Raw genomic sequence first — 20834 nt, 5'->3', positions numbered from 1 at the left:
ACACCAATCCTCTCCCTTGTTCCGCAACATATCCCGGAAGAGGCATCATGACTTTCATACCGGGCTGTCATGCCCCGGCATTAGGTACCCGATGCGACCTCACGGGAAACGGATCACTCTGCGGGGTGATTCCAGCGGATCGGGAACGCTTGGCGTGCCTATTCGCCGGATGCTCGGTATGAGGAGGCACTAATAGAAGCCGGTTGCGATGTGGCTGTCTGCTTGGACGCGCGTTGATCAGCGGGCCGGTCGCGGGCCCCTTATGCGACTACTCCATGGTTGAAGTCGCACTCTGCGGTCATTGACGCGGCAGGCCGCCTGTTTGCCGATCAGGGATACCTCGCGACGGCCGTTCACACCACCGCAGAACTGGCAGACTTAAACCGAGGTCACGGCGCAATCGGGTCAGAACCGAACGACGTGGCCCTCGCCCCTGTCGACACGCTAGTCATCTGGACTGCCGACGGGCCCAACCTCTCCCGCTTGCAGCACGGAGGACACGATGCACCGCCTGCTGCCCGCACTGTCGATCCTCGTCCGGGGGCAGGCGCTTTGGTGCCGCCCACAGCAGGCGTTGCGCAAGCGCTTCCTGCACGCAAGTTTCGATCTGGGGTGGGTGCGTCGCTCTGGTGGTTGGAGCCCGGGGGGCCCACACGGCGGCGTTGTCCTACCCACCTGGCACCATGACCGGCATGAGTGAGACAACTGGGCCCGAAGAGAATGCAGTTGCCGCTGCTCCCACCACGCCGCAGGAGTGGCGCGGCTTCCTGGAGCGGTACGGCGAGCAGTACTTGAAGAACGCTGCCGACGAGGACGAGCTGGACGATCTGCTGGACGAGGATCAGCTGGACGCGCTGGAGCGAGAGGAGCGGGTCGAGCTGTGGCTGGGTGAAGCACCGGCTCGGGAGGAGGCCGTGGCGGCATCCGAGGAGCGCCTCGGGGTGCGGTTCCCGCCGACCCTGCGGGGATTCTTCCTGGCCAGTGACGGATGGACGCACCTGGACACCTGGGTGGACGGCGTCCATCCGTGCGGTCGCGTCTCGTGGATGCGGGACAGCGATGCCGGCAGACGCGTGATCGAGACCTACGCATCGATACCCGGCAACGAAGACGATGTGCAGCTGTTTCGCCGGTCCCTCGAGATCGCCCGGGGAGAGGACTTCTGGTTGCTCGATCCGACCGACGTCGGACCGGACGGCGAATGGGCTGCCTATGAGTTCGCGCCGAAATACGGCGACACGACCAAGTACCCCAGCTTCTCGGCGCTGTTCTACTCCGAGTACGAGAGCATGGACGACGACGGGGACGACGACGAGGACTGAGTCGGCTTGTCGGACGTCACGCCCACATCAGACGTGGGGCGAGGGTGACGGCCGCTTCGCAGGACTCCCTGGTCCTGTCGTAGCAGCGGGTGGCGATGCCACGCCACCGCTTCAAGCGGTTCAAGCATCGTCCCAGGACGTCGCGGTGCTCGTAGATGTCGTGACCGGGCCCGGCGGGCGGCCTCACAGCTGCCCGCCGGGCCCGGTCGCGGGCCTGCTACCGGGAACGTCACCGGTCGGTTTGCGGATCATCCGTCGTGCACCGGCGAGAGCCGCGCGCCCACCCGCGCCGCCGTCTCCCGCAGCCAGATGTGCGCGGCGTCGTGCGTGTGCACCGGATGCCACCACAGGGCCTCCTGCAGCGGCACGGCCTCGTAAGGAGGTTCCACGACACGGACCGGTGCGATCGGCGTGAGCAGGCGGGCGAGCCGCCTCTGGATCAGGGCGATGCGCCGGGTCCCTGCCACCAGCAGGGGCAGTAGCTGGAAACTGTCGACGGACACCTCCACCCGCGGCTCCACCCCGAGCATTCCGAGCTGGCGCACGGCCGGGGCGTCGTAGGTCCGCTGGTAGGTGACCCATGGCAGGTCCGCCAGGTCCTGCCGGGTGAGCCGCTCCTCGACGGTGGGGTGACCGTCGGCGACTACGAAGACCCACCGGTCCTCGTAGAGATCGGTGGCGGGGAAGTCGTTGATCACGCCGTGCGGCATGAGCAGGCCGTCGACGGCGCTGAGCAGGGTGGCGGTGTCGTCCACGACGGTGGGCGGGGTCTGCGTGAATCGCAGCCGGACTCCGGGGGCCTCCTTGTGCACGACGCGGGCGAGTTCGGCGCCGAACACGGAGACGGCGTAGTCGGAGGCCACCAGCTTGAACTCACGGCTCTCGACGGCCGGGTCGAAGTCGGCCTGGCTGGAGAAGAGCCGCTCCAGCACGTCGTACGCGGTCGAGGTGCGGTCGAGCAGCACCTGGCCGAGCGCGGTCAGTTCGTAGTGGCCGCCGACGCGAGCGAGCAGATCGTCGCCGAAGTGGCGGCGCAGCCGGGACAGTGCGGCGCTCATGGCAGGCTGGCTCAGGCCGACGCGCTGCCCGGCACGCGTGACGTTGCGCTCCTCCAGCAGGGCACGCAGCGCGACGACGAGGTTGAGATCCAGGCGAGCCAGGTTCACGGAGTTTCCCTTGCTGTACTGCGTCGGACGACGCTGACCAGTCGAAATCTGCCCCGTGGATGACGGCCATCCACACAATCTATTTCCCTGATCACGGGTGGCGGGTCCAGATTAGTCCCACCGCAACCAGGAGGACACGTCCGTGAAACCCGCACTCGCATCCGCGCCCTTCGCCGGCCCCTTCGCCCTGGCGACCCTCTCGGCCCCGGACGGACCGGCTTTCCCCGCCCTGGTCACGTCCAACGAGTACGTCGTCGACCTGCGCGACGCTCTGAGCGACGAGCAGTTGACCGTCCGGCGCCTCCTCGAAGACTGGCGCGCGGTACTGCCTAGGCTCCGGGCGCTGGCCGGTGACGGATCCGCGAAGCGCGAGCCGCTGGCGCACTTCCGCGTGCACGCCCCTGTCGAGCCAGGCCAGGTTTTCCAGTCCGGCGCCAACTACCGACAGCACGTCATCGATCTGCACGTGGCCCATAAGGCTCCGGGAGACGACCGCCCGGAGGCGGAGCGGCGCGCCGATGCGGCGGAGATCATGGACCGGCGGGCCGCGGAGGATCTGCCGTACGTCTTCATCGGGCTGCCGAGCGCGATCACGGGCCCGTACGACGATGTCGTGCTGCCCGCGTGGGCCGAACAGCCCGACTGGGAACTTGAGTTGGCGGCCGTCATCGGCCGTCCGGCGCACCGGGTGTCCGTCGAGGAAGCGCTGGAGTGCGTCGCCGGGTACACGATCGCCAACGACCTCACCGACCGCGCAAGCGTCTTCCGCCGCGACATGCCGCAGATCGGCACGGACTGGCTGCGCAGCAAGAACGCCCCCGGTTTCACTCCGCTGGGCCCGTGGATCGTACCCGCCGAGTCGATCACCGACCCTGACGATCTGCGCCTGATGCTCAGGCTGAACGGCGAGACCATGCAGGACGAGTCCACCAAGGACATGATCTTCAATGTGGCGCGCATGGTGTCCTACGCCTCGCAGAGCACCCACCTCCTGCCCGGCGACCTGGTGCTGACCGGATCGCCCGCCGGGAACGGCATGCACTGGGGACGCCTGCTGCGTGACGGTGACGTGATGGACGGTTCCATCACCGGGCTCGGCGCACAGCGCACCCGGTGTGTGGCGGAGGTGGCGCCGTGACCCTGGACCGCACGGACCCGGAGGGAAGCATCGCGCAGGCCGCCAAGGCGTACTCGAACTGGGGACGCTGGGGCGCCGATGACGTGCTCGGCACCCTCAACTTCCTTGACGAGGCCAAGCGCCGCGCGGGCGCCGCGCTCGTGCGGCGGGGCGTCAGCTTCAGTCTCTCGCAGCGGTTCGACATGAACGGCCCGCAGAAGGGCTGGCGGCGGCGCACCAACCCGGTGCACACCATGCTCGACACGGGCACCGACGCCGCCCTCGGCAACCAGGGCTTCCCGCACGGGCTCGGCGGCGCCGACGACGTCATCGCCATGCCGTTGCAGTGCTCGACGCAGTGGGATGGTCTCGGCCACATTTTCGATCACGGCAAGGCGTGGAACGGGCGCCCGGCCGAACAGGTCGTCACCTCCGACGGCGACCTGGTCACCGGCATCGAGCACATGGCCCCGTACGTCGCCGGACGTGGCGTCCTGCTCGACGTAGGCCGTGTCGTCGGCGAGGACGGCGAACTCCCCGACGCCTTCGCCATCACAGAGGAGCATCTGACCGCCACCGCCGCGGCATACGGCGTGGCCGTCGGCCGGGGCGACATCGTGCTGGTGCGCACCGGCCGTCTCGCGCGGGCCCGGCGCGAGGGCTGGGGCGAGTACGCCGGCGGCCCGTCGCCCGGCCTGTCGTTCGCCACCGCGGGCTGGCTGCACCGCACCGAGATCGCCGCGATCGCCACCGACACCTGGGGTTTCGAGGTCCGCCCGAACGAGTTCGAGGATGCCTTCCAGCCGCTGCACCAGGTCGCGATCCCCAACATGGGACTGCTCATCGGCGAGATGTGGGACCTGGACGCGCTCGCCGCCGACTGCGCGGACGACGGCGTGTACGACTTCTGGCTCACCGCTGCTCCCCTGCCGATCACCGGCGCCGTGGGCTCGCCCGTCAGCCCCATAGCCGTCAAGTAATCCTCACCCACCCAGCGGAACAAGGGAGTTATCTCCATGAGCCCACCCCGCACGGTCCTTGTCATAGGCGGCGGCGCGGCCGGCAACGCCGCCACGGTCCTGCTGCGCCGCGCCGGGATCACGGTCGACCTGATCGAGGCGAAGGACGACTGGAACGCCACCGCGGGCTCCGGCATCACCCTCCAGGGGAACGCCCTGCGCGTGCTGCGCGAACTCGGCGTGTGGAAGGAAGTGGAGAAGTCCGGTTACGGGTTCGGCACGGTCGGCATCACCGCGCCCGACGGCACCGTCCTGCACGTCGCGGAAGACCTGCGCACCGGCGGCGACGATCTGCCCGCCACCGTCGGCATACAGCGCCCACAGCTCCAGCGCATCCTCATCGACGCCGTCCGCGCCAGTGGCGCAGGCATCCGCCTCGGCGTGCGCGCCGCATCACTGAACCAGAACAGCAGCGGCGTCACCGTCCGCTTCACCGACGGCACCGAGGGCCGCTACGACCTGGTGATCGCCGCCGACGGCCTTGGCTCCACCACTCGCGCGGCGATCGGCATCGCCGACAGGCCCGAGCCCACCGGCATGGCCATCTGGCGCGTCGCGGCACCCCGCCCGGCCGGAGTGACCCGCACCGATCTTGCTTACGGCGGCCCCGCCTACATCGCCGGGTACTGCCCCACCAGCCAGGACACGATCTACGCGTACGTCGTCGAGGCGAACCGCGACCGGGCCGCCATCCCGCCCGGCTCGTACGCGGACGAGATGCGCGCCCTGGCACAGCACTACGGCGGCCACTGGCCGGAGATCACCGCGCACATCACCGACCCAGCCAAGATCAACTACACCTGGTTCGACCGGATGCTGGTCGAGGGATCCTGGCACCGCGGCCGGGTCGTCCTCGTCGGCGACGCCGCGCACTGCTGCCCGCCCACTCTCGCCCAGGGCGCGGCCCTGTCGATGGAGGACGCCCGGGTGCTCACCGAGATGCTCACCGCCACCGACACCTGGGACGACGCCCTGTTCCAGGCGTACTACGAGCGGCGGATCGCCCGCGTACGTCCCGTCGTCGAAGCCTCCGTCCAGATCGGCCAGTGGCAGCTCGACGGGGTCCGCGACGCCGATGTGCCCGGCCTCATGGGCCGCACCATGACCCTGCTGAGGGAGCTGCCGTGACGACGGCCCCGCCCACCGTCGACGTGCACGCCCACGTCCTGCTTCCGGAGATCGAGGCGCTGGTCGAGGACCTGCCGGGCCGTGCCGAGGCGAAGGCGCTGGACGCCCGCCGCAACGGACCGGACGCGCTGAAGGTCAACGGCCCGATGATCGGCGAACGCATCCTCCGCCTCACCGATCCCGCCGCCCGCCTCGCCGCGATGGACGGCCAGGGCGTGGACGTCCAGCTGGTCAGCCCCTCTCCCTCGCACTACCACTACTGGGCCGGTGAGGAGAAGGCCGAGAAGGTGTACCGGCTGGCCAACGACGCGACCGCCGCGCACTGTTCGGCCGCACCGGGCCGGCTGCGCGGCCTCGGTCTCGTGCCCCTCCAGCACCCCGCGCAAGCGGTACGTGCGCTCGACCACGCACTCGCCCGGGGCCTGGTCGGCGTCGAGATCTCCAGCCACGCCCCCGGTCGCGAACTGTCCGACCCGGCCTACGATCCGCTCTGGGCCAGGGCCGAGGAGACGGGCGCGATCGTCTTCCTGCATCCCTTCGGCTGCACCCTCGACGAGCGGCTCGACCAGTGGTACCTGTCCAACTCCGTCGGCCAGCCCACCGAGAACGCCGTCGCGCTGTCGCATCTCATCTTCTCCGGTGTCCTGGACCGCTTCCCGGGCCTGCGGATCATCGCCGCGCACGGCGGCGGCTATCTGCCCACGCACATCGGCCGCGCCGACCACGCCTGGTCCGCCCGGTCCGACGCCGGCTCCGGCTGCGCCCACCTGCCGAGCAGCTATCTCAAGCGACTCTACTTCGACACGCTGGTCCACGACCCGCACGTACTGCGGGAGTTGGTGCGGGCAGCCGGTGCGGACCGGGTACTGCTCGGCTCCGACTTCCCCTTCGACATGGGCAGCAAGGACCCGGTGGCCGCACTGCGTGCCGCCCGGCTGTCCGACGCCGACTTCGACGCGGTGCGCGGCGGCAACGCGGCCGCCCTCCTCCGGAAGGACTGACCTCATGAGCAACCGTCTTCTCACCCACCTGCGGCACGTCGACCTCGCCGTGCCCGACTACGACAAGCAGCTCGACTTCTACGCCGGCGTCTGGGGCCTGACCAAGGTCGCCGAGGACTCCGGCATCTCCTTCCTCGCTGCCGAAGGCAGCCCGGAGAACTACGTCGTCCGACTGCGCAAGGCCGACGAGAAGCGCCTCGACCTCGTCTCCTACGGGGCCGCGTCCCCCGCCGACGTCGACACCCTCGCCGAGCGACTGCTCGCCGGTGGCGTGCAGTTGATCTCACAGCCGGGCCGGGTGGACACCCCCGGCGGCGGCCACGGCTTCCGGTTCTTCGACGTCGACGGCCGCACCATCGAGGTGTCGGCCGACGTCGAGGTGCGGCAGCACCGCAAGATCGAGGAAAAGGAGTCCGTCCCGGTCAAGCTCTCCCACGTCGTCCTCAACTCCCCCGATCTGAACCGGACCCGGGAGTGGTACGAGCGCCACCTCGGCTTCGCCCTCTCCGACACGCTGTCGTCGCCGCACATGGGCGAGGTCATGCACTTCATGCGAATCTCCGACCAGCACCACTCGATGGCCATCGCCCGGGGCCCGCACACCGCCCTGCACCACGTCTCGTTCGAGATGCGCGGCATCGACGAGTACATGCGCGGCTCCGGCCGTGTCATGCGGGCCGGGTTCAAGAAGATCTGGGGTCCTGGCCGGCACATGGCGGGCGACAACACCTTCACGTACTTCCTCGATCCGCACGGAAACACCATCGAGTACACGACCGAGCTGGAGTGCCTGGACGAGGACACCTGGCACCCGCATGTCTACGACTTCTCGCAGCCCGAGGTCACCGACCAGTGGGGCACCGCGAACGCGATGAACGAGCTCGTCGCCAAGGAGTCCTTCAACGACGTCGACCGCGGGGTGTTCGTCGCCCCGCCGGTCTGATCCCATCCCTACGGGGGCGCGGCGGCCCAATCCATGCCCTGACTCCGCCGGCCGCGCCTCCGGTCCCTGCCCGCGCCAGGAGTACCCCGTATGCGTTTCGCCACCTACGCACAGGAACACCCCGCCGACGCACGCGTCGCCGTCATAGAACAGGACGGCACGCTCTACCCGCTGCCCGACGCCGCGTCCCTCACCGAGCTGGTGCGCTCCGGTGGCGGTCCGCCCGCCCTCCTCGACGCGGGCGCCGCCGCACTCGACGCACCGGCCGGTCCGCACGTCTCCGAGGTGCGCCTGCTGCCTCCGCTCCAGCCGTCCTCCATAAGGGACTTCGTCACCTTCGAGGAGCACGTAGAGGGCGTACGCCGCTCCGTGGACGGCGTCAGCGGTGTTCCCGAGCAGTGGTACGCGGCCCCCACCTTCTACTTCACGAACCCGCACGCGATCTACGGCCACGGCGCCGCCATCCCGATGCCGCCCGGCTCGGCCGTGCTCGACTACGAGCTCGAAGTCGCCGCCGTGATCGGCAGTGAAGGCCACGACCTCACACCGGAACAGGCACGCGACCACATCATCGGCTACACCGTCTTCAACGACTGGTCCGCCCGCGACCTCCAGTCCGCAGAGATGAAGGTCGGGCTCGGCCCCTGCAAGGGCAAGGACACCGCCACCACCCTCGGTCCCTACCTGGTCACCGCCGACGAACTCGACCCCTACCGCGACGGCGACGGCTTCCTGCGTCTGGCCCTGACCGCCGAGATCAACGGCCAGGTCATCGGCAAGGACCTGCTGTCCAACATGAGCTGGACGTTCGAGGAGATGGTCGCCTACGCCTCCCGCGGCACCCGTGTCGTGCCCGGCGACGTCCTCGGCTCCGGCACGTGCGGCAACGGCGGTTGCCTCGCCGAACTGTGGGGCCTGCGCGGCGAACAGACTCCGCCGCCCCTGAAGCCCGGTGACACGGTCACCCTGACGGTGGAGGGCATCGGCACGCTCACCAACACCGTCGGCCCCGGCGCCGCCCCGGTCCCCCTGCCCGCCGGCCGGCGCCGCTCCCGGGAGCGGCCGTGAACGACCTGCATCCCAAGCGGCTCCTCGGGAAGGTCGTGGTCGTGACCGGCGCGGCCCGCGGCCAGGGCGCCGCCGAGACCGAGGCCCTCACCCGGGAGGGCGCCCGCGTCATCGCCACCGACGTCACCGAAGGGGCCGGCATCCGTCCGCTCGACGTCACCGACGAGGCTCATTGGGCCCAACTGGCCGCCGAACTGCGGGAGTCGTACGGGCAGATCCACGGCCTGGTCAACAACGCGGGCATCACCTGGCGCGCCCGCCTCGACGAGGTACGCGCCGAGGACTTCACGCGCGTCCACGCCGTGAATGTCACCGGTCCGCTGCTCGGCATCCAGCACCTCACCCCGCTGATGCCGACCGGCGCCTCGATCGTCAACGTCGGCTCGTCGGCCGCACTGACCGCGCACTATCCGGTCGCGTACACGGCCAGCAAGTGGGCGCTGCGCGGTCTGTCGAAGACGGCGGCGCTCGAACTCGGGCCACGGGGCATCCGCGTCAACACCATCCATCCCGGCTTCATCGAGACCGAGATGACGGCGTCGGCCGCCCCCGCCTTCAGGGAGGCCAACACCCGCGAGACACCACTCGGCCGCACCGGCACGGTCGACGAGATCACCCCGCTGGTCGCGTTCCTGCTGTCGGACGACGCCTCCTTCATCACGGGCGCCGAGATCCCGGTCGACGGCGGCTACACCGCCCACGGCGGGGCCAAGTCGATCTCCGACGCCCTGCGGCCGGGAGCGGAGCCATGAGGCGCCTGGAGGGCAAGGTCTCCCTCAGTACATCCAGCCCCGCGTCAACGGAGCCGTCGTCCAGGACGCCGACACCGCAGACGTGATTTTCGAGGTGGGTGAGAAGTCCTCTCCCTGACCAGCAATATTTTCACGCTCCATCCCGGTCCCGGCGACATCGTCGGGTCGAGGTCGAACGCCTCGGCAGCCTGCGCACGCCGATCGACACCGATCGTCGGACCCGAACCCGCTCAGTCGCTCCCGTATGCGCGCAGGAAGGCGTCCACGGCCGCGTCCGCGATGGCGCGGAGCTCGGCGGCGGGGACGCGACGGGTCCCCAGCCGGGAGCGGGACTCCAAAGGGCCCGTGAGCAGGGCGAAGAAATGTTCGGCGGCCTGTTCCGGGTCGCATGGGCGCAGGCGGCCGGCGAGCGAGAGGCGGGCCAGCCGATCGGCGAGCGCCGCGCGGGGACGGTGCGCGGTGCGCTCCTGCACGGTCTCGATCAGGTCGGGGAATCGCGCCACCTGGGCGTAGGTCAACCAGCGCAGCGCGCGGGCGCGTTCACCGCAGCAGATCCGCAGCAGCCGCTGGGCCAGGTCCGCAAGCGACACACGCAGGTCATCGTCCGGGGCTCGCTCGCGCAGCCGCCCGACGACCGCGAGGTTCTCCGCCATCAGGGTGTCGGCCGCTGCCTCGATGGTGTGGCGGAAGAGGGTCTCCTTGTCGTTCAGGTGGCTGTAGACGGTCGGCTTGGCGACGCGCGCCTCCTCCGCGATCTCCTGGACGCATGCCTGTGCGTAACCGCGCCGCGCGAAGACGACGAACGCGGCATCCAAGATCGCCTGTCGCTTGTCGACCCGCCCGCGCGAGACGCCACTGTGCCCACTTGACGCTGTTGAACCCATGGGTTCATTCTAACTGCGTTACTGAGAAGGCAGATTTTCTGAACCCATCAGTTCAATCTAGGGATGGCAAACCATGATCGTTCACACGCTGCGCTTCGCCTTCAAGGACGGGACGACCGAGGAACAGAAGGCACATGTACTCGCGCTGATGCGGCGAACGGCGTCCGTCGAGTCGGTCTCGTTCGCAACTGTCGGACAGAGCCTGGGCGATCCCGCCGATGGCCTCACCCACGCCTACTGCGTGGGTATTGCGGACCTGGCGGCCCTGGAGCGGTACATGCACGACCCGGTTCACCTGGCGGGAGATTCCGAGATCATCCCGCATCTGGCCAAAATCTCCGTCGGCCCCGACCTGTCCGACGACATGGCCCCGGAACTGGCCGGCGAGATCATGGCGGTACACGAGAAGAAGGCCGCCCTGCACCCGGAGTGGGCCGCCCAACTCGAACCGCTCCTCGAGATACACCTCGCCCCGGAGCCGTCAGGTCGTCCATGACCGCACGCCGCCAACTGCTTCTCGGTCGGCCGGGCTTGGGGAGAAACGAGTCCCACGCCCCCTGCGCGCGGCCGGAACTCAGTCGGATCGATCTGACCGCGGGTGCACGGAGTCCGCGATGGTGACGAGCGACTGCATCATGGCTTCCGAGGCCGGGCTCAGACGGCGTCCTGCCGCACGGGTGATCCCGACGCGTGCGCCGACGAGGTCGAGCGAGATCGCCAGTGCGGTGAGCCGCGGGTCGCTCGCGCCGATGAGTTCCGGCAGCGCGGCCACCATGTCGGTCTCCACGAGGAGCTGGCGGACGGTGAGGAACGCGGTCGTCTCGACGCGGTTCGGGGGCAGGGAGCAGTCGTTGCGGTGGAAGAACTCCTCGAGTTCCGTGCGCAGCGCCGTCTCCACCCCCGGCAGGACCCACGGGTAGGCGATCAACTCGTCGAGCGGGATGTGGGTGCGTGCCGCGAGCGGGTGCCCGCTGCGCGCGATCACGCGGATGGTCTCCGCGTGCAGCGTCTGCTGGATCGTCCCCTCCGGAGGCACCGTCGCCAGGCGGCCGATGGTGAAGTCGATCTTGCCCGCGACGAGGTCTTCGAGCAGCGTCTCCGGCGTCGCTTCGCGCACGACGATCCTCAGGGCGGGGCGGTCTTGCTTGAGATGGGCGATGGCCCGTGGCAGCAGGAGGTTGGAGCCCGCGAGATGGGTGCCGATGACCACGTGTCCGCGGGTGGCGTCGGCTATCTCCTGGAGATGCCGGCTCGCCTGGTTCATCTGGGCCAGCGCCGAGCGCGCGTACTGGGTGAAGGCGTCACCGAACTCGGTGGGCTGGATCCCCCGCGGGCCGCGTTCATAGAGGGTGACGCCGAGGATGCGTTCGAGGTCCTGGAGGCTGCGGGTGACCACGGGCTGGGTGACGTGGAGCGCGGCCGCGGCGCCGACCACGCTCCCCTGGCCGGAGAGCGCCTCGACGAGGAGGAGATGGCGGAACTTCAGCCGACCGTCCAACATCCGCGGTATTTCCATACGAGAACGGTAGACCGCCTTCCGTGCTGAGGCATAACCGTACGGCTGTGCGCGTCACTATGGACATACCCGCTGGTGGAGCCTGGTCCGCATGCCCGCCGACAGGCTTGTTCGAGCACCGGAACGGCGGACCCTGGGCGCCCTGATGGCACGGATGCCAGGGTCCGCCGGTCCCGGCCGAGTGGATGTCACTCGGCCGGAGTCACCTTCGGAGGGCCCCTCCGTCGTCAGCGGTCGGCAGGCACTCGCCCGACCCAGCGCAGCGCGTTGCCGCCGGCGATCGCCTCGCGCTCCTCGGCGCTGAGGAAGTCGGCCTTCCGGAGTACCTGGCCGACGGGCCGTTCGCCCAGGGGGTAGGGGTAGTCGCTGCCCAGCATCACGTGGTCCGCGCCGAGGGTGTCGACCAGCGTGCGCAGGGCCACCGGGTCGAAGACGACGCTGTCCACGCTGAACCGGTCGAGGTAGGCCGAGGGCGGCAGCTGCGAGGTGGCGATGAGGTCCGAGCGGCGGTGCCAAGCGTTCTCCAGGCGCCCCAGCCAGAACGCGAACGATCCGCCGCCGTGCGCGAAACAGATCCGCAGCGAATCCGGCACCCGGTCGAACACTCCGCCGAGGATCATGGCGAGCACGGAAAGGTGGGTCTCCGCCGGCATCCCGGTCAGCCACCGCGCCATCCAGCGTTCCAGCCGCGGGGAGGTGGGCATGTCCCAGGGGTGCACGAAGACCGGCGCGCCGCGCGAGGCCGCGTGCTGGAGGAAGGTGACGACGCCTTCCGCGTCGAGGTCCTGGTCGCCGACGTGGTTGCCGATCTCCACCCCTACATGCCCGGCGTCCAGGCAGCGGTCGAGTTCGCGGCAGGCCGCGTCGGGGTCCTGCAACGGCACCTGGGCGAACGGAATGAACCGCTCCCTGTCGGGCGCGCAGATCTCCAGGGCCAGATCGTTGAAGATCCGGCAGACCTTGACCGCCTCGGCACCGCTCAGGTCGTACCCGAAGAAGAGCGGGGTGGGAGAGACCACCTGGGCCTGCACCCCGTCGGCCGCCATGTCGGCCAGTCGGACCGACGCATCCCAGCAGTTCGATTCGATGGCGCGGAACTCGGTCTCCCCCACCATGATCATCGCCTGGCGTTCGGACTCCACCCGCAGCCAGGGCAGGCCGGGACCGAGGTCCGGCCAGGCGGCAGGGACGTAGTGGGTGTGTACGTCGATGACATCGGACACCGGATCAGCCCTTACCGGGGTGCAGCGCGCCGCAGTTCCCGCACGTGCGCTGCTCGACGGACGCGTGGAAGGCCTCGAACACCGGCGGCAGGTCGGCGACGATGTCCCGCACCTGCAACTCCACCGAGTGCACCTTCGTGCCGCACTCCAGGCAGAACCAGCCGAACTGCTCCGTCGTGCCCTCGGGGCGGACGCGCTCCACCACGATGCCGATGGATCCTTCCTCCGGCCGCTGCGGCGAGTGCCAGGTGTTGCCGGGCAGCAGCCACATGTCGCCTTCGCGGATGTCCACGCGCTGCGGACCGTCCTCGGTGATGACGTTGACGTGCATGTTGCCCTTGACCTGGTAGAAGTACTCCTCGAACGGCTCGAAGTGGAAGTCGTAGCGCTGGTTGGGGCCGCCGACGATCTGCACGATGAAGTCACCGCTGGTGTCCCACATCGCCTTGTTGTTGACCGGAGGCTTCAGCAGGTGCTCGTGCTCGGCGAGCCACTGCGGGAAGTTGAAGACCGGAGGCAGTGACGACGTCATGAGTTCTCCTTGGCGGCAGGACCGGGCCGGCGCGCGGCGACGGCCTGGATCTCGATGAGCAGATGCGGGTGGGGAAGCTGGTGGACCGCGACGGTGGTCCGCGTGGGTCCGGTGGTGTCGAAGTACTCGGCCCATACGCGGTTGTAGCCGCCGAAGTCGTTCATGCTGACCAGGTAGGTGGTGACCTGGACCAGGTCGTCGAGCGTGCAGTCCACGGCGGCGAGGACGTCACGGATGTTCTCGATCACGGCCCGGGTCTGGGCCTCGATGTCGAGGTCCGTCACGCCCATCGCGTCGGCGCTGGCCCCGGCGAAGGTGTTGTCGGGGCGGCGGCTGCTGGTCCCGGAGACGAACACCAGGTCACCGGCGACCTTGACGTGGGGGAAGCGGCCGCGAGGGGTGGCTTTCCCCTCGACGACGAGGGACTCGTCGTTCATCGCTCCCCCGCCGGTGTGCCGGTGGTGGTGACGTGGACGGAGCCCAGACCTGGGACGGTCGCGCTGACCCTGACGCCGCCCGGAAGGGCGACCGCGGCGGTCGCCGCCCCGGCCAGCAGCACGGAGCCGGCGGGCAGGACGACTCCCCGGGCCGCGGCCATGCGGGCGATCGCCGGCAGGGCGAGGACCGGGTCGCCGAGGATGTCGCTGGTGCTCCCGGTCGCCGCGACCGCGCCGTCGATCTCCAGCGTCACCGGACGGTCGTCGAACCGGACGTCGGTGGCGGTGAGGTCGGCCGGGTGCCAGGCCCCGGTCACGAAGGCGGCCGCTGAGGTGTTGTCGGCGACGACGTCGGTGAGGGAGAACTTGAAGTTCGCGTAGCGGCTGTCGATGATCTCCAGGCCGGGGGCGACCGCGTCGACGGCGGCTCGCAGTTCGGCCTCGGGATCGCCCGAGGCGCGGGCGTCGAACCGCGCACCGAGGCGGAAGGCCACTTCCGGCTCGACGCGCGGGTGGATGAAGTCCTCCATGGCCACGCTGCCGCCGTCGGCGTACTCGCCGCTCGCGTACAGCCGGCCGAAGATGACGTCGGAGACGCCCATCTGCAGCGCTTTGGCCTTGCTGGTGAACCCCAGCTTCACACCGACGACACGGTCACCGCGGGCCGCCCGGAGTTCGGAGCCGAGCGCCTGCACTTGGTAGGCGTCGTCCAGGGTGAGGGAGGCGGTCCCGCTCAGCTGCGCGATCGCCCGCCTGGAGGTGACGGCCTCGTCGAGAGCCGTGGCGTACGGGGAGAGAGGGGAGGTCGATGCAGTCACAGTGCCACGCACACATTCGTCGTCTCGGTGTAGAAGTGCAGCGAGTGGTTGCCGCCCTCGCGTCCGATTCCGGAGCGGCCCGTGCCGCCGAAGGGGGCGCGCAGGTCGCGCAGATACCAGGTGTTGACCCAGGAGAGGCCGACGTTCATCGCCTGCGCCACCCGATGGGCACGGTTCAGATCGCTGGTCCACACCGAGGCGGCAAGACCGTATTCGGTGTCGTTCGCCAGGCCGATCGCCTCCTCCTCGGTGTCGAAGGGGATCAGCGCGGCGACCGGACCGAAGACCTCCTCGCGCACGGTACGACAGGAGTTGTCCAGGCCCGTCCACACCGTCGGTTCGATCCAGGATCCGCGCGCCAGGTCCTCGCCGAGATCGGGTATGCCGCCCCCGGCGAGGACCTCGGCGCCTTCCTGCACGGCGAGGTCGAGATACGACATCACCTTGGCCCGGTGCTTCTGGGAGATCAGCGGGCCGGTCGTCGTGCCGGGGTCGTGCGGGCGGCCGAGGCTCAGTCCCCGGGCCCGCTCGGCGAGCCCGGCCGCCAGTTCGTCGAAGAGACCGCGCTGGACGTAGACCCGCTCGGTGCACAGGCAGACCTGACCGGTGTTCAGGAACAGCGACCGGGTCAGCCCGTCGAGGGTCCGCTCCAGCGGGGAGTCGTCGAAGACGACGGCTGCGTTCTTGCCGCCCAGTTCGAAGGAGACGGGCACCACGCGTGGCGCGACCTCCTTCATGATGGTCGCCCCCGTCGAGGACTCACCGGTGAAGGTGACGCCGTCGATTCCCGGGTGCCGGGTGAGGAACTCACCCGCCGAGCCCGGGCCGAAGCCGTGGACGACGTTGTACACGCCGTTCGGCGCGCCCGCCTCGGCGATGACCTCCGCCAGCAGGGTCGCCGTCGACGGAGTCTCCTCGGACGGCTTGACCACCACGGCGTTACCGCAGGCCAGAGCCGGTGCCACCTTCCACGTGAGCAGCAGCAGCGGAAGGTTCCACGGGACGATGACGGCCACGACACCGAGCGGCTTGCGCACCGCGTAGTTGAGGGCGCTGCGGCCCCCGCCCGTGTCGGTCAGATACGAGTCGAGACCGGCGGAGGAGATCGTGTCGGCGAAGGACCGGAAGTTCGCCGCCGCACGGGCCACGTCCAGGTCGCGGGCCAGCGCCACCGGTTTGCCGGTGTCACGGATCTCGGCGTCCACGAACTCTTCGAAACGCGCCTCGATCCCGTCGGCGATCCGCCTCAGCAAGGCGGCTCTGTCCCGGTCGGTGGAAAGGCCCCAGCGGCCGTCGAAGGCCCGGCGCGCGGACCGTACGGCGGCATCCACCGTCTCCTGCCCGGCCTCGTGCACCACGGCGACATGGGCCCCGTCGACCGGGCTGATTTTGTCGAACGTGTCCGCACCGTCGACGAAGCTTCCGTCGACGAGGTTCCGGAGCTGAACGACCTCGGTTGGCGAATCGTCACTCATGAGGCGACCGTACGAGCGCCTTTCCATGCCCGTCCAATACCGATCTGGGCTTCGGGCATAGCCGATCAGGCATAGCGGGAGCGGGCGGCGAGGGCGGTCAGGCACGTACGCCGCGCGGGCCCGGGGACGGGGCCGCACACCCCTGGTATGACCGGATGGCGATAGGTGCGGACGAAGTAGGCATTACCCGAGGTGCCGCGAGCCTGGTGATGATACGGACCACTGCACACCCGGAGCCGTCAGGGCGCCGGCGATGACCAGGAGGACCCGTGGCCGCAAGCCAAGCAGTCCGTCCGGCGGACACCAGTGAGTTCTTCACCTGTCGGCGCCCGCAGGACTATCACCCCGACTGGCCGGGCTTCTATCGCCGAGCCGCACAGCGCCGCCAAGAGCTGCGCTCGCGGGTGCCCCATGAGGTCGACCTCACGTACGGTCCCGACGCCCACCAGCTGGTGAACGTCTACCACCCCGGCCCGCCCACCGTCCCCACCGGCGCCGGATCCGGCGACCGCCCGGTCATCGTGTACTTCCACGGCGGCCGCTGGCGCGAGGGCCACCCGGCCTACTACGACCACCTCGCCGGCCCCTGGGTGGACGCCGGTGCGGTCTTCCTGTCCTGCGGCTACCGGCTCGAACCGCGCCACACCATCGCCGACGCGGTCGCGGACGCGGCCCGGGCGGTTCAGTGGGCGCGCGCGAACGCCGCTCGTTACGGAGGCGACCCGGAACGCATCACCGTGGCCGGGCACTCCGCTGGCGGTCATCTCGCCGCGATGGTCACGCTGACCGACAGCTCCCCGGGCCCGGTGGCCGGCACCGTGTGCATGAGCGCGCCCACCGATCTGCGCGGCATGGTCGAAGACCCGGCACAAGCCCAACTGCTCAGCCCCGCCCTGCGGGTGAGCCGCGGCCCCGAGCGGGTGGTGGTCTCCTTCGGCGATCCGGAGCCCAACCGCAAGACGGACGACGACTTGTGGCTGACCCGTCAGGGACGGCTGCTCGCCGAGGCCCTGACCGCCGCGGGCAGGCCGCCGGTGACCGTGGCGCTGACCGGGACCGACCACATCGGCACCGCCACCGCCTTCGCCGAACCGAAGTCGGAGCTGTTCGAAGCCGCACACCAGGTAGTTTTCGGAGGCACCCGATGAGACACGACGAGAGCACGGCGACGGGGAGTGGGCGGGGAAGCGTCCTGGCGAGTTTTCGCGGGATGCGCTTCGGCGTGGTGGGACTTGCCTTTCTCGCGGTACTGCTCGACGGTTTCGACTCCGCGTCGCTCTCCTTCGTCCTGCCCTCCCTGGCGGAGCAGTGGGGCGTCGCCTCGGCCGACTTCACCCCCGCGGTGGTGTTGACCAACATCGGTGTGGTGCTCGGCTACCTCGCCTCGGGCAGGCTCGCGGTACGCCTTGGCCTGCGGCGGATGCTGATCGCCGGGACCGTGCTGTTCGCCGCGGGCTCGCTGGCCACCGCCCTGGTGCTTCCCCTGGAGTCACTGACCGCCCTGAGCACGGTCCGGCTGATCACGGGCCTCGGCCTGGGCGTGGTCCTGCCCGGCGCCGTCTCCCTGGCCGCCGCGCACCACCCCGACGAGCAACGGCAGACGGTCTCCGTCACGGTCACCCTCGGACTCGCCTTCGGCGGGACGGTCGCCGGCGTCTTCGGCAGCAGCATGCTGGCGTCGGTCGGGTCCACCGGGGTGTTCTGGATCGGCGGCGCACTGCCGCTGCTGCTGGCCGTGCTGATGGGCCGGTGGCTGCCGGCCGCGCCGGCGCCCGCGGCCGCGGCCGCGGACAGCACGGTGACCGCGCCCGGAACCGACCACTCGGCCGCCGCCGCGCGTGAGGCGCGCGTCGGCGCGCTGTTCGCACCCGGACTGCGCGCCGCCACCGTACTGCTGTGGATCTTCGCCTTCCTGGTCTTCATCGCCAGCTACACCCTTCAGTCCTGGGTACCCACCTTGCTGACCGGGTACGGCTTCTCCGCCTCGCAGGCTCCGATCGGCCTGGCCTTCCTGAGCTTCGGCGGGGTCGTCGGCGGCATCGTGCTCCTGCTGCTCGCCGCCCGTAAGGGGATCACGTTCGCCCTGATGGTGATGCCGGTGATCGGCGCGGTGTCGATGGTCGCCGCGGCCACCGTCGGGACCGACCACACCGCGCTGCTGCTCGCACTCGCCGGTGCCGGTGCGGGTGTCACGGCCAGCCAGATCGGTCAGCTGACCCTCGCGGTGGCCATGTACCCGCCGGCCACCAGGACCGCCGGAGTGGGCTGGGCCGCAGCCCTGGGCCGGGTCGGGTCGATCGTGGGTCCGGCCGCGGCGGGTGTCCTGCTCGCGCTCTCGCTCCCCGGCGACGACATCGTGCTGCTGACCGCCATTCCGGTGGTGGTGGCGGCCGTGAGCGCGGCGGTGCTGCGGCGCCTGCCCCACGCGGCCGACCGGACGAACGAAGCTGAGGACGCGGAGCGGAAAGAGCAGGAAGTGGCGGCGCGATGAGTGGTTGGTTCGATCTCGGTGACGTCGCGGTGGTTCCGATCGTGGAGACACCACGGCTGCTCATCGACCCGGCGGAGTTCTTCCCCGGACACCCCGGCGTGCCCTTTGGCTGGGCCGCCGAGGAGCCCTGGTCCGAACCCGGGCAAGGACGGCTGGTCTTCACCATGCAGGCCTTCCTGGTCGTCACCCCGCACGAGCGGATCCTGGTAGACGCCTGCGTCGGCGACGGGAAACAGCGGGGCAGGCCGGAGTTCGACCGCCAGGTCAGCGGCTGGTGGCAGCGGTTCACGGCGACCGGACTGTCCGCCGACGACGTCTCCACGGTCGTCCTCAGCCATCTGCACGTGGACCACGTCGGCTGGGCGACGCGGTGGTCGGACGGACAATGGCGACCGGCCTTCCCGAAGGCCCGGCACGTTCTGACCGCACCGGAGTACAACTACTGGCGGTCGGCGGCGGGAGCCGCGGCGATGACCCGAACCGGCGACTACCTGGCCGACAGCATCGAACCGGTCGCCGAGGCGGGACTGCTGGATCTGACGCCCCCGGACGCCGAGCTGGGCCCGCATGTGCGGCTGTGCCCGGCACCGGGTCACACGCCGGGCAACACGGCCGTCCTGGTCACCGGCTCCCGGGCCCAACTGCTGCTCACCGGCGACATCCTGCACCACCCGCTCCAGCTGATGGCTCCGGACGCCAGCACCCGCTACTGCGTCGACCCCGAGCTCTCGGCGCGCACCCGCAGGCGGACGCTGGAATGGCTGGCCGACACCGGAACCACGATGATCCCCGCGCACTTCGCCGCCCCTTCCGCAGGCCGCGTCGACCGCCACGGCTCCGGGTTCACCTTCGCACCTGCCGCTGATCTCCACCGCCCGGGCCGGTACGTGGTGGCGGGCGAGTCCGCCGCCGGGTGACGCGCCGGCCCCGTGCGCAACGAAGACATCAGACGGTGAGGACGAGCTTGCCCTGGAGGTGACCGCCGTCGAGCAGCCGGTGCGCGTCGGCGACGCGCTCGAAGGGGAACGTCTCCTGCACGTGGACCCGCAGCCTGCCCTGTTCGACGAGCTGGACGAGACCTCGCAGGGCGACCGGATCGGGGCCGACCCCGATGCCGCTGAAGCGCATGCCGGCCGCCTCGTACTTGGCGGCGAGCTCCAGATCCTCCTCGGCGACCGCGGTCACCAGGTGACCGCCCGGCCGGAGCACTTGAAGTGACCGCTCGACGGTGTCGCCGCCGATCGTGTCGAGCACGACGTCGATGTCGCGGGCCGTCTCGGTGAAGTCGACCTCCGTGTAGTCGATCACCTCATCGGCGCCGACCTCCTCGACGAACTTCCGCTTGCTCCCGCCGGCGGTCGCGATCACTTGTGCGCCGAGCGCTTTCGCGATCTGGATCGCGACGTGGCCGACCCCGCCACCGCCGCCGTGGACCAGGACGCGGTCGCCCTCGCTCACGCCGCCGAGGTCGACCAGGCCCTGCCATGCCGTCAGCCCGACGACCGGCAGCGCCGATGCCTCGATATGCGAGAGCGACTCCGGCTTGCGTGCCAGATGCGACGCCGGCGCCGACACGAGCTCGGCGTACGCGCTCGCGGCCCGCGGGAACAGCGGCATCCCGAACACCTCGTCTCCGGGCCGGAACCGACACGTCTGCGGCGCCTTTTCGACCACACCACTGATGTCCCAGCCGAGGATGAACGGCGGCTCGCCGAGCAGCGGGAACTCGCCGGCGCGCAGGCGCGCCTCCAGGGGGTTGAGCCCGATCGCCTTGACCCGGACGAGGACCTCGGACGGAAGGGGGCGGGGCTCGGGCGCGTCCACGATGGTGAGCACTTCGGGACCGCCGAGCGTCTGCTGGGTGATGACTCGCATGACTCTCCTGTTTTTGGGAGGGGGGAGAGAACCCAAGCTAGATCTCCCACAGGAACCAGCAGGTACC

The 20834-nt window shown here is 70.0% G+C and carries 21 protein-coding genes; 12 read left to right on the top strand and 9 right to left on the bottom strand.

Going from position 1 to position 20834, the window contains the following annotated elements; all coding sequences use genetic code 11:
- Positions 1 to 683: 683 nt before the first annotated feature.
- Entirely contained in the window at positions 684 to 1322 is a 639-nt protein-coding gene (locus ABZ906_RS39005) for an SMI1/KNR4 family protein (protein WP_361390858.1), read from the top strand.
- 248 nt (positions 1323 to 1570) lie between these two features.
- On the opposite strand, the gene ABZ906_RS39000 is transcribed toward ABZ906_RS39005, so the two are convergent.
- Positions 1571 to 2488, bottom strand: a complete 918-nt coding sequence (locus tag ABZ906_RS39000) for a LysR family transcriptional regulator (RefSeq protein WP_361390856.1) — start codon at positions 2486 to 2488, stop codon at positions 1571 to 1573.
- 142 nt (positions 2489 to 2630) lie between these two features.
- Between ABZ906_RS39000 and ABZ906_RS38995 the strand changes: the two genes are divergently transcribed.
- The 7 genes from ABZ906_RS38995 to ABZ906_RS38965 all read left to right on the top strand — a co-directional run bounded on the left by ABZ906_RS38995 (position 2631) and on the right by ABZ906_RS38965 (position 9516).
- Positions 2631 to 3626, top strand: coding sequence for a fumarylacetoacetate hydrolase family protein (locus ABZ906_RS38995; RefSeq protein ID WP_361390854.1), 996 nt, complete (start codon positions 2631 to 2633; stop codon positions 3624 to 3626).
- A complete protein-coding gene (locus ABZ906_RS38990; RefSeq protein ID WP_361390852.1) occupies positions 3623 to 4585 on the top strand; it encodes a cyclase family protein in 963 nt (320 codons plus the stop codon). The genes ABZ906_RS38995 and ABZ906_RS38990 overlap by 4 nt, the downstream gene beginning before the upstream one ends.
- A gap of 36 nt (positions 4586 to 4621) precedes the next feature.
- On the top strand, positions 4622 to 5752 hold the full coding sequence (locus tag ABZ906_RS38985) for an FAD-dependent oxidoreductase (protein WP_361390850.1): 1131 nt from the start codon (positions 4622 to 4624) through the stop codon (positions 5750 to 5752).
- A complete protein-coding gene (locus ABZ906_RS38980) occupies positions 5749 to 6753 on the top strand; it encodes an amidohydrolase family protein (RefSeq protein WP_361390848.1) in 1005 nt (334 codons plus the stop codon). The genes ABZ906_RS38985 and ABZ906_RS38980 overlap by 4 nt, the downstream gene beginning before the upstream one ends.
- A 4-nt stretch (positions 6754 to 6757) precedes the next feature.
- Complete coding sequence (locus ABZ906_RS38975) at positions 6758 to 7696, top strand: VOC family protein (protein ID WP_361390846.1); 939 nt, start codon at positions 6758 to 6760, stop codon at positions 7694 to 7696.
- A gap of 90 nt (positions 7697 to 7786) precedes the next feature.
- The gene (locus tag ABZ906_RS38970; protein ID WP_361390844.1) at positions 7787 to 8764 is read left to right on the top strand and encodes a fumarylacetoacetate hydrolase family protein; all 978 of its coding nucleotides are present in this window, start codon (positions 7787 to 7789) and stop codon (positions 8762 to 8764) included.
- Positions 8761 to 9516: an SDR family oxidoreductase gene (locus tag ABZ906_RS38965; protein WP_361390842.1), complete on the top strand. Its 756-nt coding sequence runs from the start codon at positions 8761 to 8763 to the stop codon at positions 9514 to 9516. Before ABZ906_RS38970 ends, ABZ906_RS38965 begins: the two co-directional genes overlap by 4 nt.
- A 230-nt stretch (positions 9517 to 9746) precedes the next feature.
- Here the strand turns inward: ABZ906_RS38965 and ABZ906_RS38960 are convergent, their stop codons facing one another.
- Positions 9747 to 10400 carry a TetR/AcrR family transcriptional regulator gene (locus ABZ906_RS38960; RefSeq protein WP_361390840.1) on the bottom strand — a complete coding sequence of 218 codons (654 nt, stop codon included), beginning with the start codon at positions 10398 to 10400 and terminating at the stop codon, positions 9747 to 9749.
- Between the two features lie 73 nt (positions 10401 to 10473).
- On the opposite strand from ABZ906_RS38960, the gene ABZ906_RS38955 reads away from it, so the two are divergent.
- Positions 10474 to 10896, top strand: a complete 423-nt coding sequence (locus ABZ906_RS38955; RefSeq protein ID WP_361390838.1) for a Dabb family protein — start codon at positions 10474 to 10476, stop codon at positions 10894 to 10896.
- 78 nt (positions 10897 to 10974) lie between these two features.
- Here the strand turns inward: ABZ906_RS38955 and ABZ906_RS38950 are convergent, their stop codons facing one another.
- The 6 genes from ABZ906_RS38950 to ABZ906_RS38925 all read right to left on the bottom strand — a co-directional run bounded on the left by ABZ906_RS38950 (position 10975) and on the right by ABZ906_RS38925 (position 16401).
- Positions 10975 to 11916: a LysR substrate-binding domain-containing protein gene (locus ABZ906_RS38950; protein ID WP_361390836.1), complete on the bottom strand. Its 942-nt coding sequence runs from the start codon at positions 11914 to 11916 to the stop codon at positions 10975 to 10977.
- A gap of 227 nt (positions 11917 to 12143) precedes the next feature.
- The gene (locus ABZ906_RS38945) at positions 12144 to 13139 is read right to left on the bottom strand and encodes an amidohydrolase family protein (RefSeq protein WP_361390834.1); all 996 of its coding nucleotides are present in this window, start codon (positions 13137 to 13139) and stop codon (positions 12144 to 12146) included.
- 4 nt (positions 13140 to 13143) lie between these two features.
- A complete protein-coding gene (locus ABZ906_RS38940; RefSeq protein WP_361390832.1) occupies positions 13144 to 13671 on the bottom strand; it encodes a 3-hydroxyanthranilate 3,4-dioxygenase in 528 nt (175 codons plus the stop codon).
- Positions 13668 to 14108, bottom strand: coding sequence for a RidA family protein (locus ABZ906_RS38935; protein ID WP_361390830.1), 441 nt, complete (start codon positions 14106 to 14108; stop codon positions 13668 to 13670). Before ABZ906_RS38935 ends, ABZ906_RS38940 begins: the two co-directional genes overlap by 4 nt.
- The gene (locus tag ABZ906_RS38930) at positions 14105 to 14926 is read right to left on the bottom strand and encodes a 4-oxalocrotonate decarboxylase (protein ID WP_361390828.1); all 822 of its coding nucleotides are present in this window, start codon (positions 14924 to 14926) and stop codon (positions 14105 to 14107) included. Before ABZ906_RS38930 ends, ABZ906_RS38935 begins: the two co-directional genes overlap by 4 nt.
- Positions 14923 to 16401, bottom strand: coding sequence for a 2-hydroxymuconic semialdehyde dehydrogenase (locus ABZ906_RS38925; protein ID WP_361390826.1), 1479 nt, complete (start codon positions 16399 to 16401; stop codon positions 14923 to 14925). Before ABZ906_RS38925 ends, ABZ906_RS38930 begins: the two co-directional genes overlap by 4 nt.
- Positions 16402 to 16670: 269 nt before the next feature.
- On the opposite strand from ABZ906_RS38925, the gene ABZ906_RS38920 reads away from it, so the two are divergent.
- The 3 genes from ABZ906_RS38920 to ABZ906_RS38910 are packed head-to-tail and all read left to right on the top strand — an operon-like array spanning position 16671 to position 19809.
- Positions 16671 to 17549 carry an alpha/beta hydrolase gene (locus ABZ906_RS38920; protein ID WP_361390824.1) on the top strand — a complete coding sequence of 293 codons (879 nt, stop codon included), beginning with the start codon at positions 16671 to 16673 and terminating at the stop codon, positions 17547 to 17549.
- A complete protein-coding gene (locus ABZ906_RS38915; RefSeq protein WP_361390822.1) occupies positions 17546 to 18892 on the top strand; it encodes an MFS transporter in 1347 nt (448 codons plus the stop codon). The genes ABZ906_RS38920 and ABZ906_RS38915 overlap by 4 nt, the downstream gene beginning before the upstream one ends.
- A complete protein-coding gene (locus ABZ906_RS38910; protein ID WP_361390820.1) occupies positions 18889 to 19809 on the top strand; it encodes an MBL fold metallo-hydrolase in 921 nt (306 codons plus the stop codon). The genes ABZ906_RS38915 and ABZ906_RS38910 overlap by 4 nt, the downstream gene beginning before the upstream one ends.
- Positions 19810 to 19837: 28 nt before the next feature.
- Here the strand turns inward: ABZ906_RS38910 and ABZ906_RS38905 are convergent, their stop codons facing one another.
- The gene (locus tag ABZ906_RS38905) at positions 19838 to 20767 is read right to left on the bottom strand and encodes an NADP-dependent oxidoreductase (RefSeq protein WP_361390818.1); all 930 of its coding nucleotides are present in this window, start codon (positions 20765 to 20767) and stop codon (positions 19838 to 19840) included.
- Positions 20768 to 20834: the final 67 nt, after the last annotated feature.

This window comes from Streptomyces sp. NPDC046925 (assembly GCF_040644915.1).
Classification (GTDB): domain Bacteria; phylum Actinomycetota; class Actinomycetes; order Streptomycetales; family Streptomycetaceae; genus Streptomyces.
The sequence above is the reverse complement of the archived record's forward strand: the minus strand, read 5'-3'. Positions and strand labels throughout refer to the sequence as shown.

What these genes read in the sequence shown, in the direction of transcription:
- ABZ906_RS39005 (WP_361390858.1), top strand. Translation starts at nt 684, where the DNA reads ATGACCGGCATGAGTGAGACAACTGGGCCCGAAGAGAATGCAGTTGCC.
- ABZ906_RS38985 (WP_361390850.1), top strand. Translation starts at nt 4,622, where the DNA reads ATGAGCCCACCCCGCACGGTCCTTGTCATAGGCGGCGGCGCGGCCGGC.
- ABZ906_RS38975 (WP_361390846.1), top strand. Translation starts at nt 6,758, where the DNA reads ATGAGCAACCGTCTTCTCACCCACCTGCGGCACGTCGACCTCGCCGTG.
- ABZ906_RS38970 (WP_361390844.1), top strand. Translation starts at nt 7,787, where the DNA reads ATGCGTTTCGCCACCTACGCACAGGAACACCCCGCCGACGCACGCGTC.
- ABZ906_RS38960 (WP_361390840.1), bottom strand. Translation starts at nt 10,400, where the DNA reads ATGGGTTCAACAGCGTCAAGTGGGCACAGTGGCGTCTCGCGCGGGCGG.
- ABZ906_RS38955 (WP_361390838.1), top strand. Translation starts at nt 10,474, where the DNA reads ATGATCGTTCACACGCTGCGCTTCGCCTTCAAGGACGGGACGACCGAG.
- ABZ906_RS38950 (WP_361390836.1), bottom strand. Translation starts at nt 11,916, where the DNA reads ATGGAAATACCGCGGATGTTGGACGGTCGGCTGAAGTTCCGCCATCTC.
- ABZ906_RS38940 (WP_361390832.1), bottom strand. Translation starts at nt 13,671, where the DNA reads ATGACGTCGTCACTGCCTCCGGTCTTCAACTTCCCGCAGTGGCTCGCC.
- ABZ906_RS38935 (WP_361390830.1), bottom strand. Translation starts at nt 14,108, where the DNA reads ATGAACGACGAGTCCCTCGTCGTCGAGGGGAAAGCCACCCCTCGCGGC.
- ABZ906_RS38925 (WP_361390826.1), bottom strand. Translation starts at nt 16,401, where the DNA reads ATGAGTGACGATTCGCCAACCGAGGTCGTTCAGCTCCGGAACCTCGTC.
- ABZ906_RS38915 (WP_361390822.1), top strand. Translation starts at nt 17,546, where the DNA reads ATGAGACACGACGAGAGCACGGCGACGGGGAGTGGGCGGGGAAGCGTC.
- ABZ906_RS38910 (WP_361390820.1), top strand. Translation starts at nt 18,889, where the DNA reads ATGAGTGGTTGGTTCGATCTCGGTGACGTCGCGGTGGTTCCGATCGTG.
- ABZ906_RS38905 (WP_361390818.1), bottom strand. Translation starts at nt 20,767, where the DNA reads ATGCGAGTCATCACCCAGCAGACGCTCGGCGGTCCCGAAGTGCTCACC.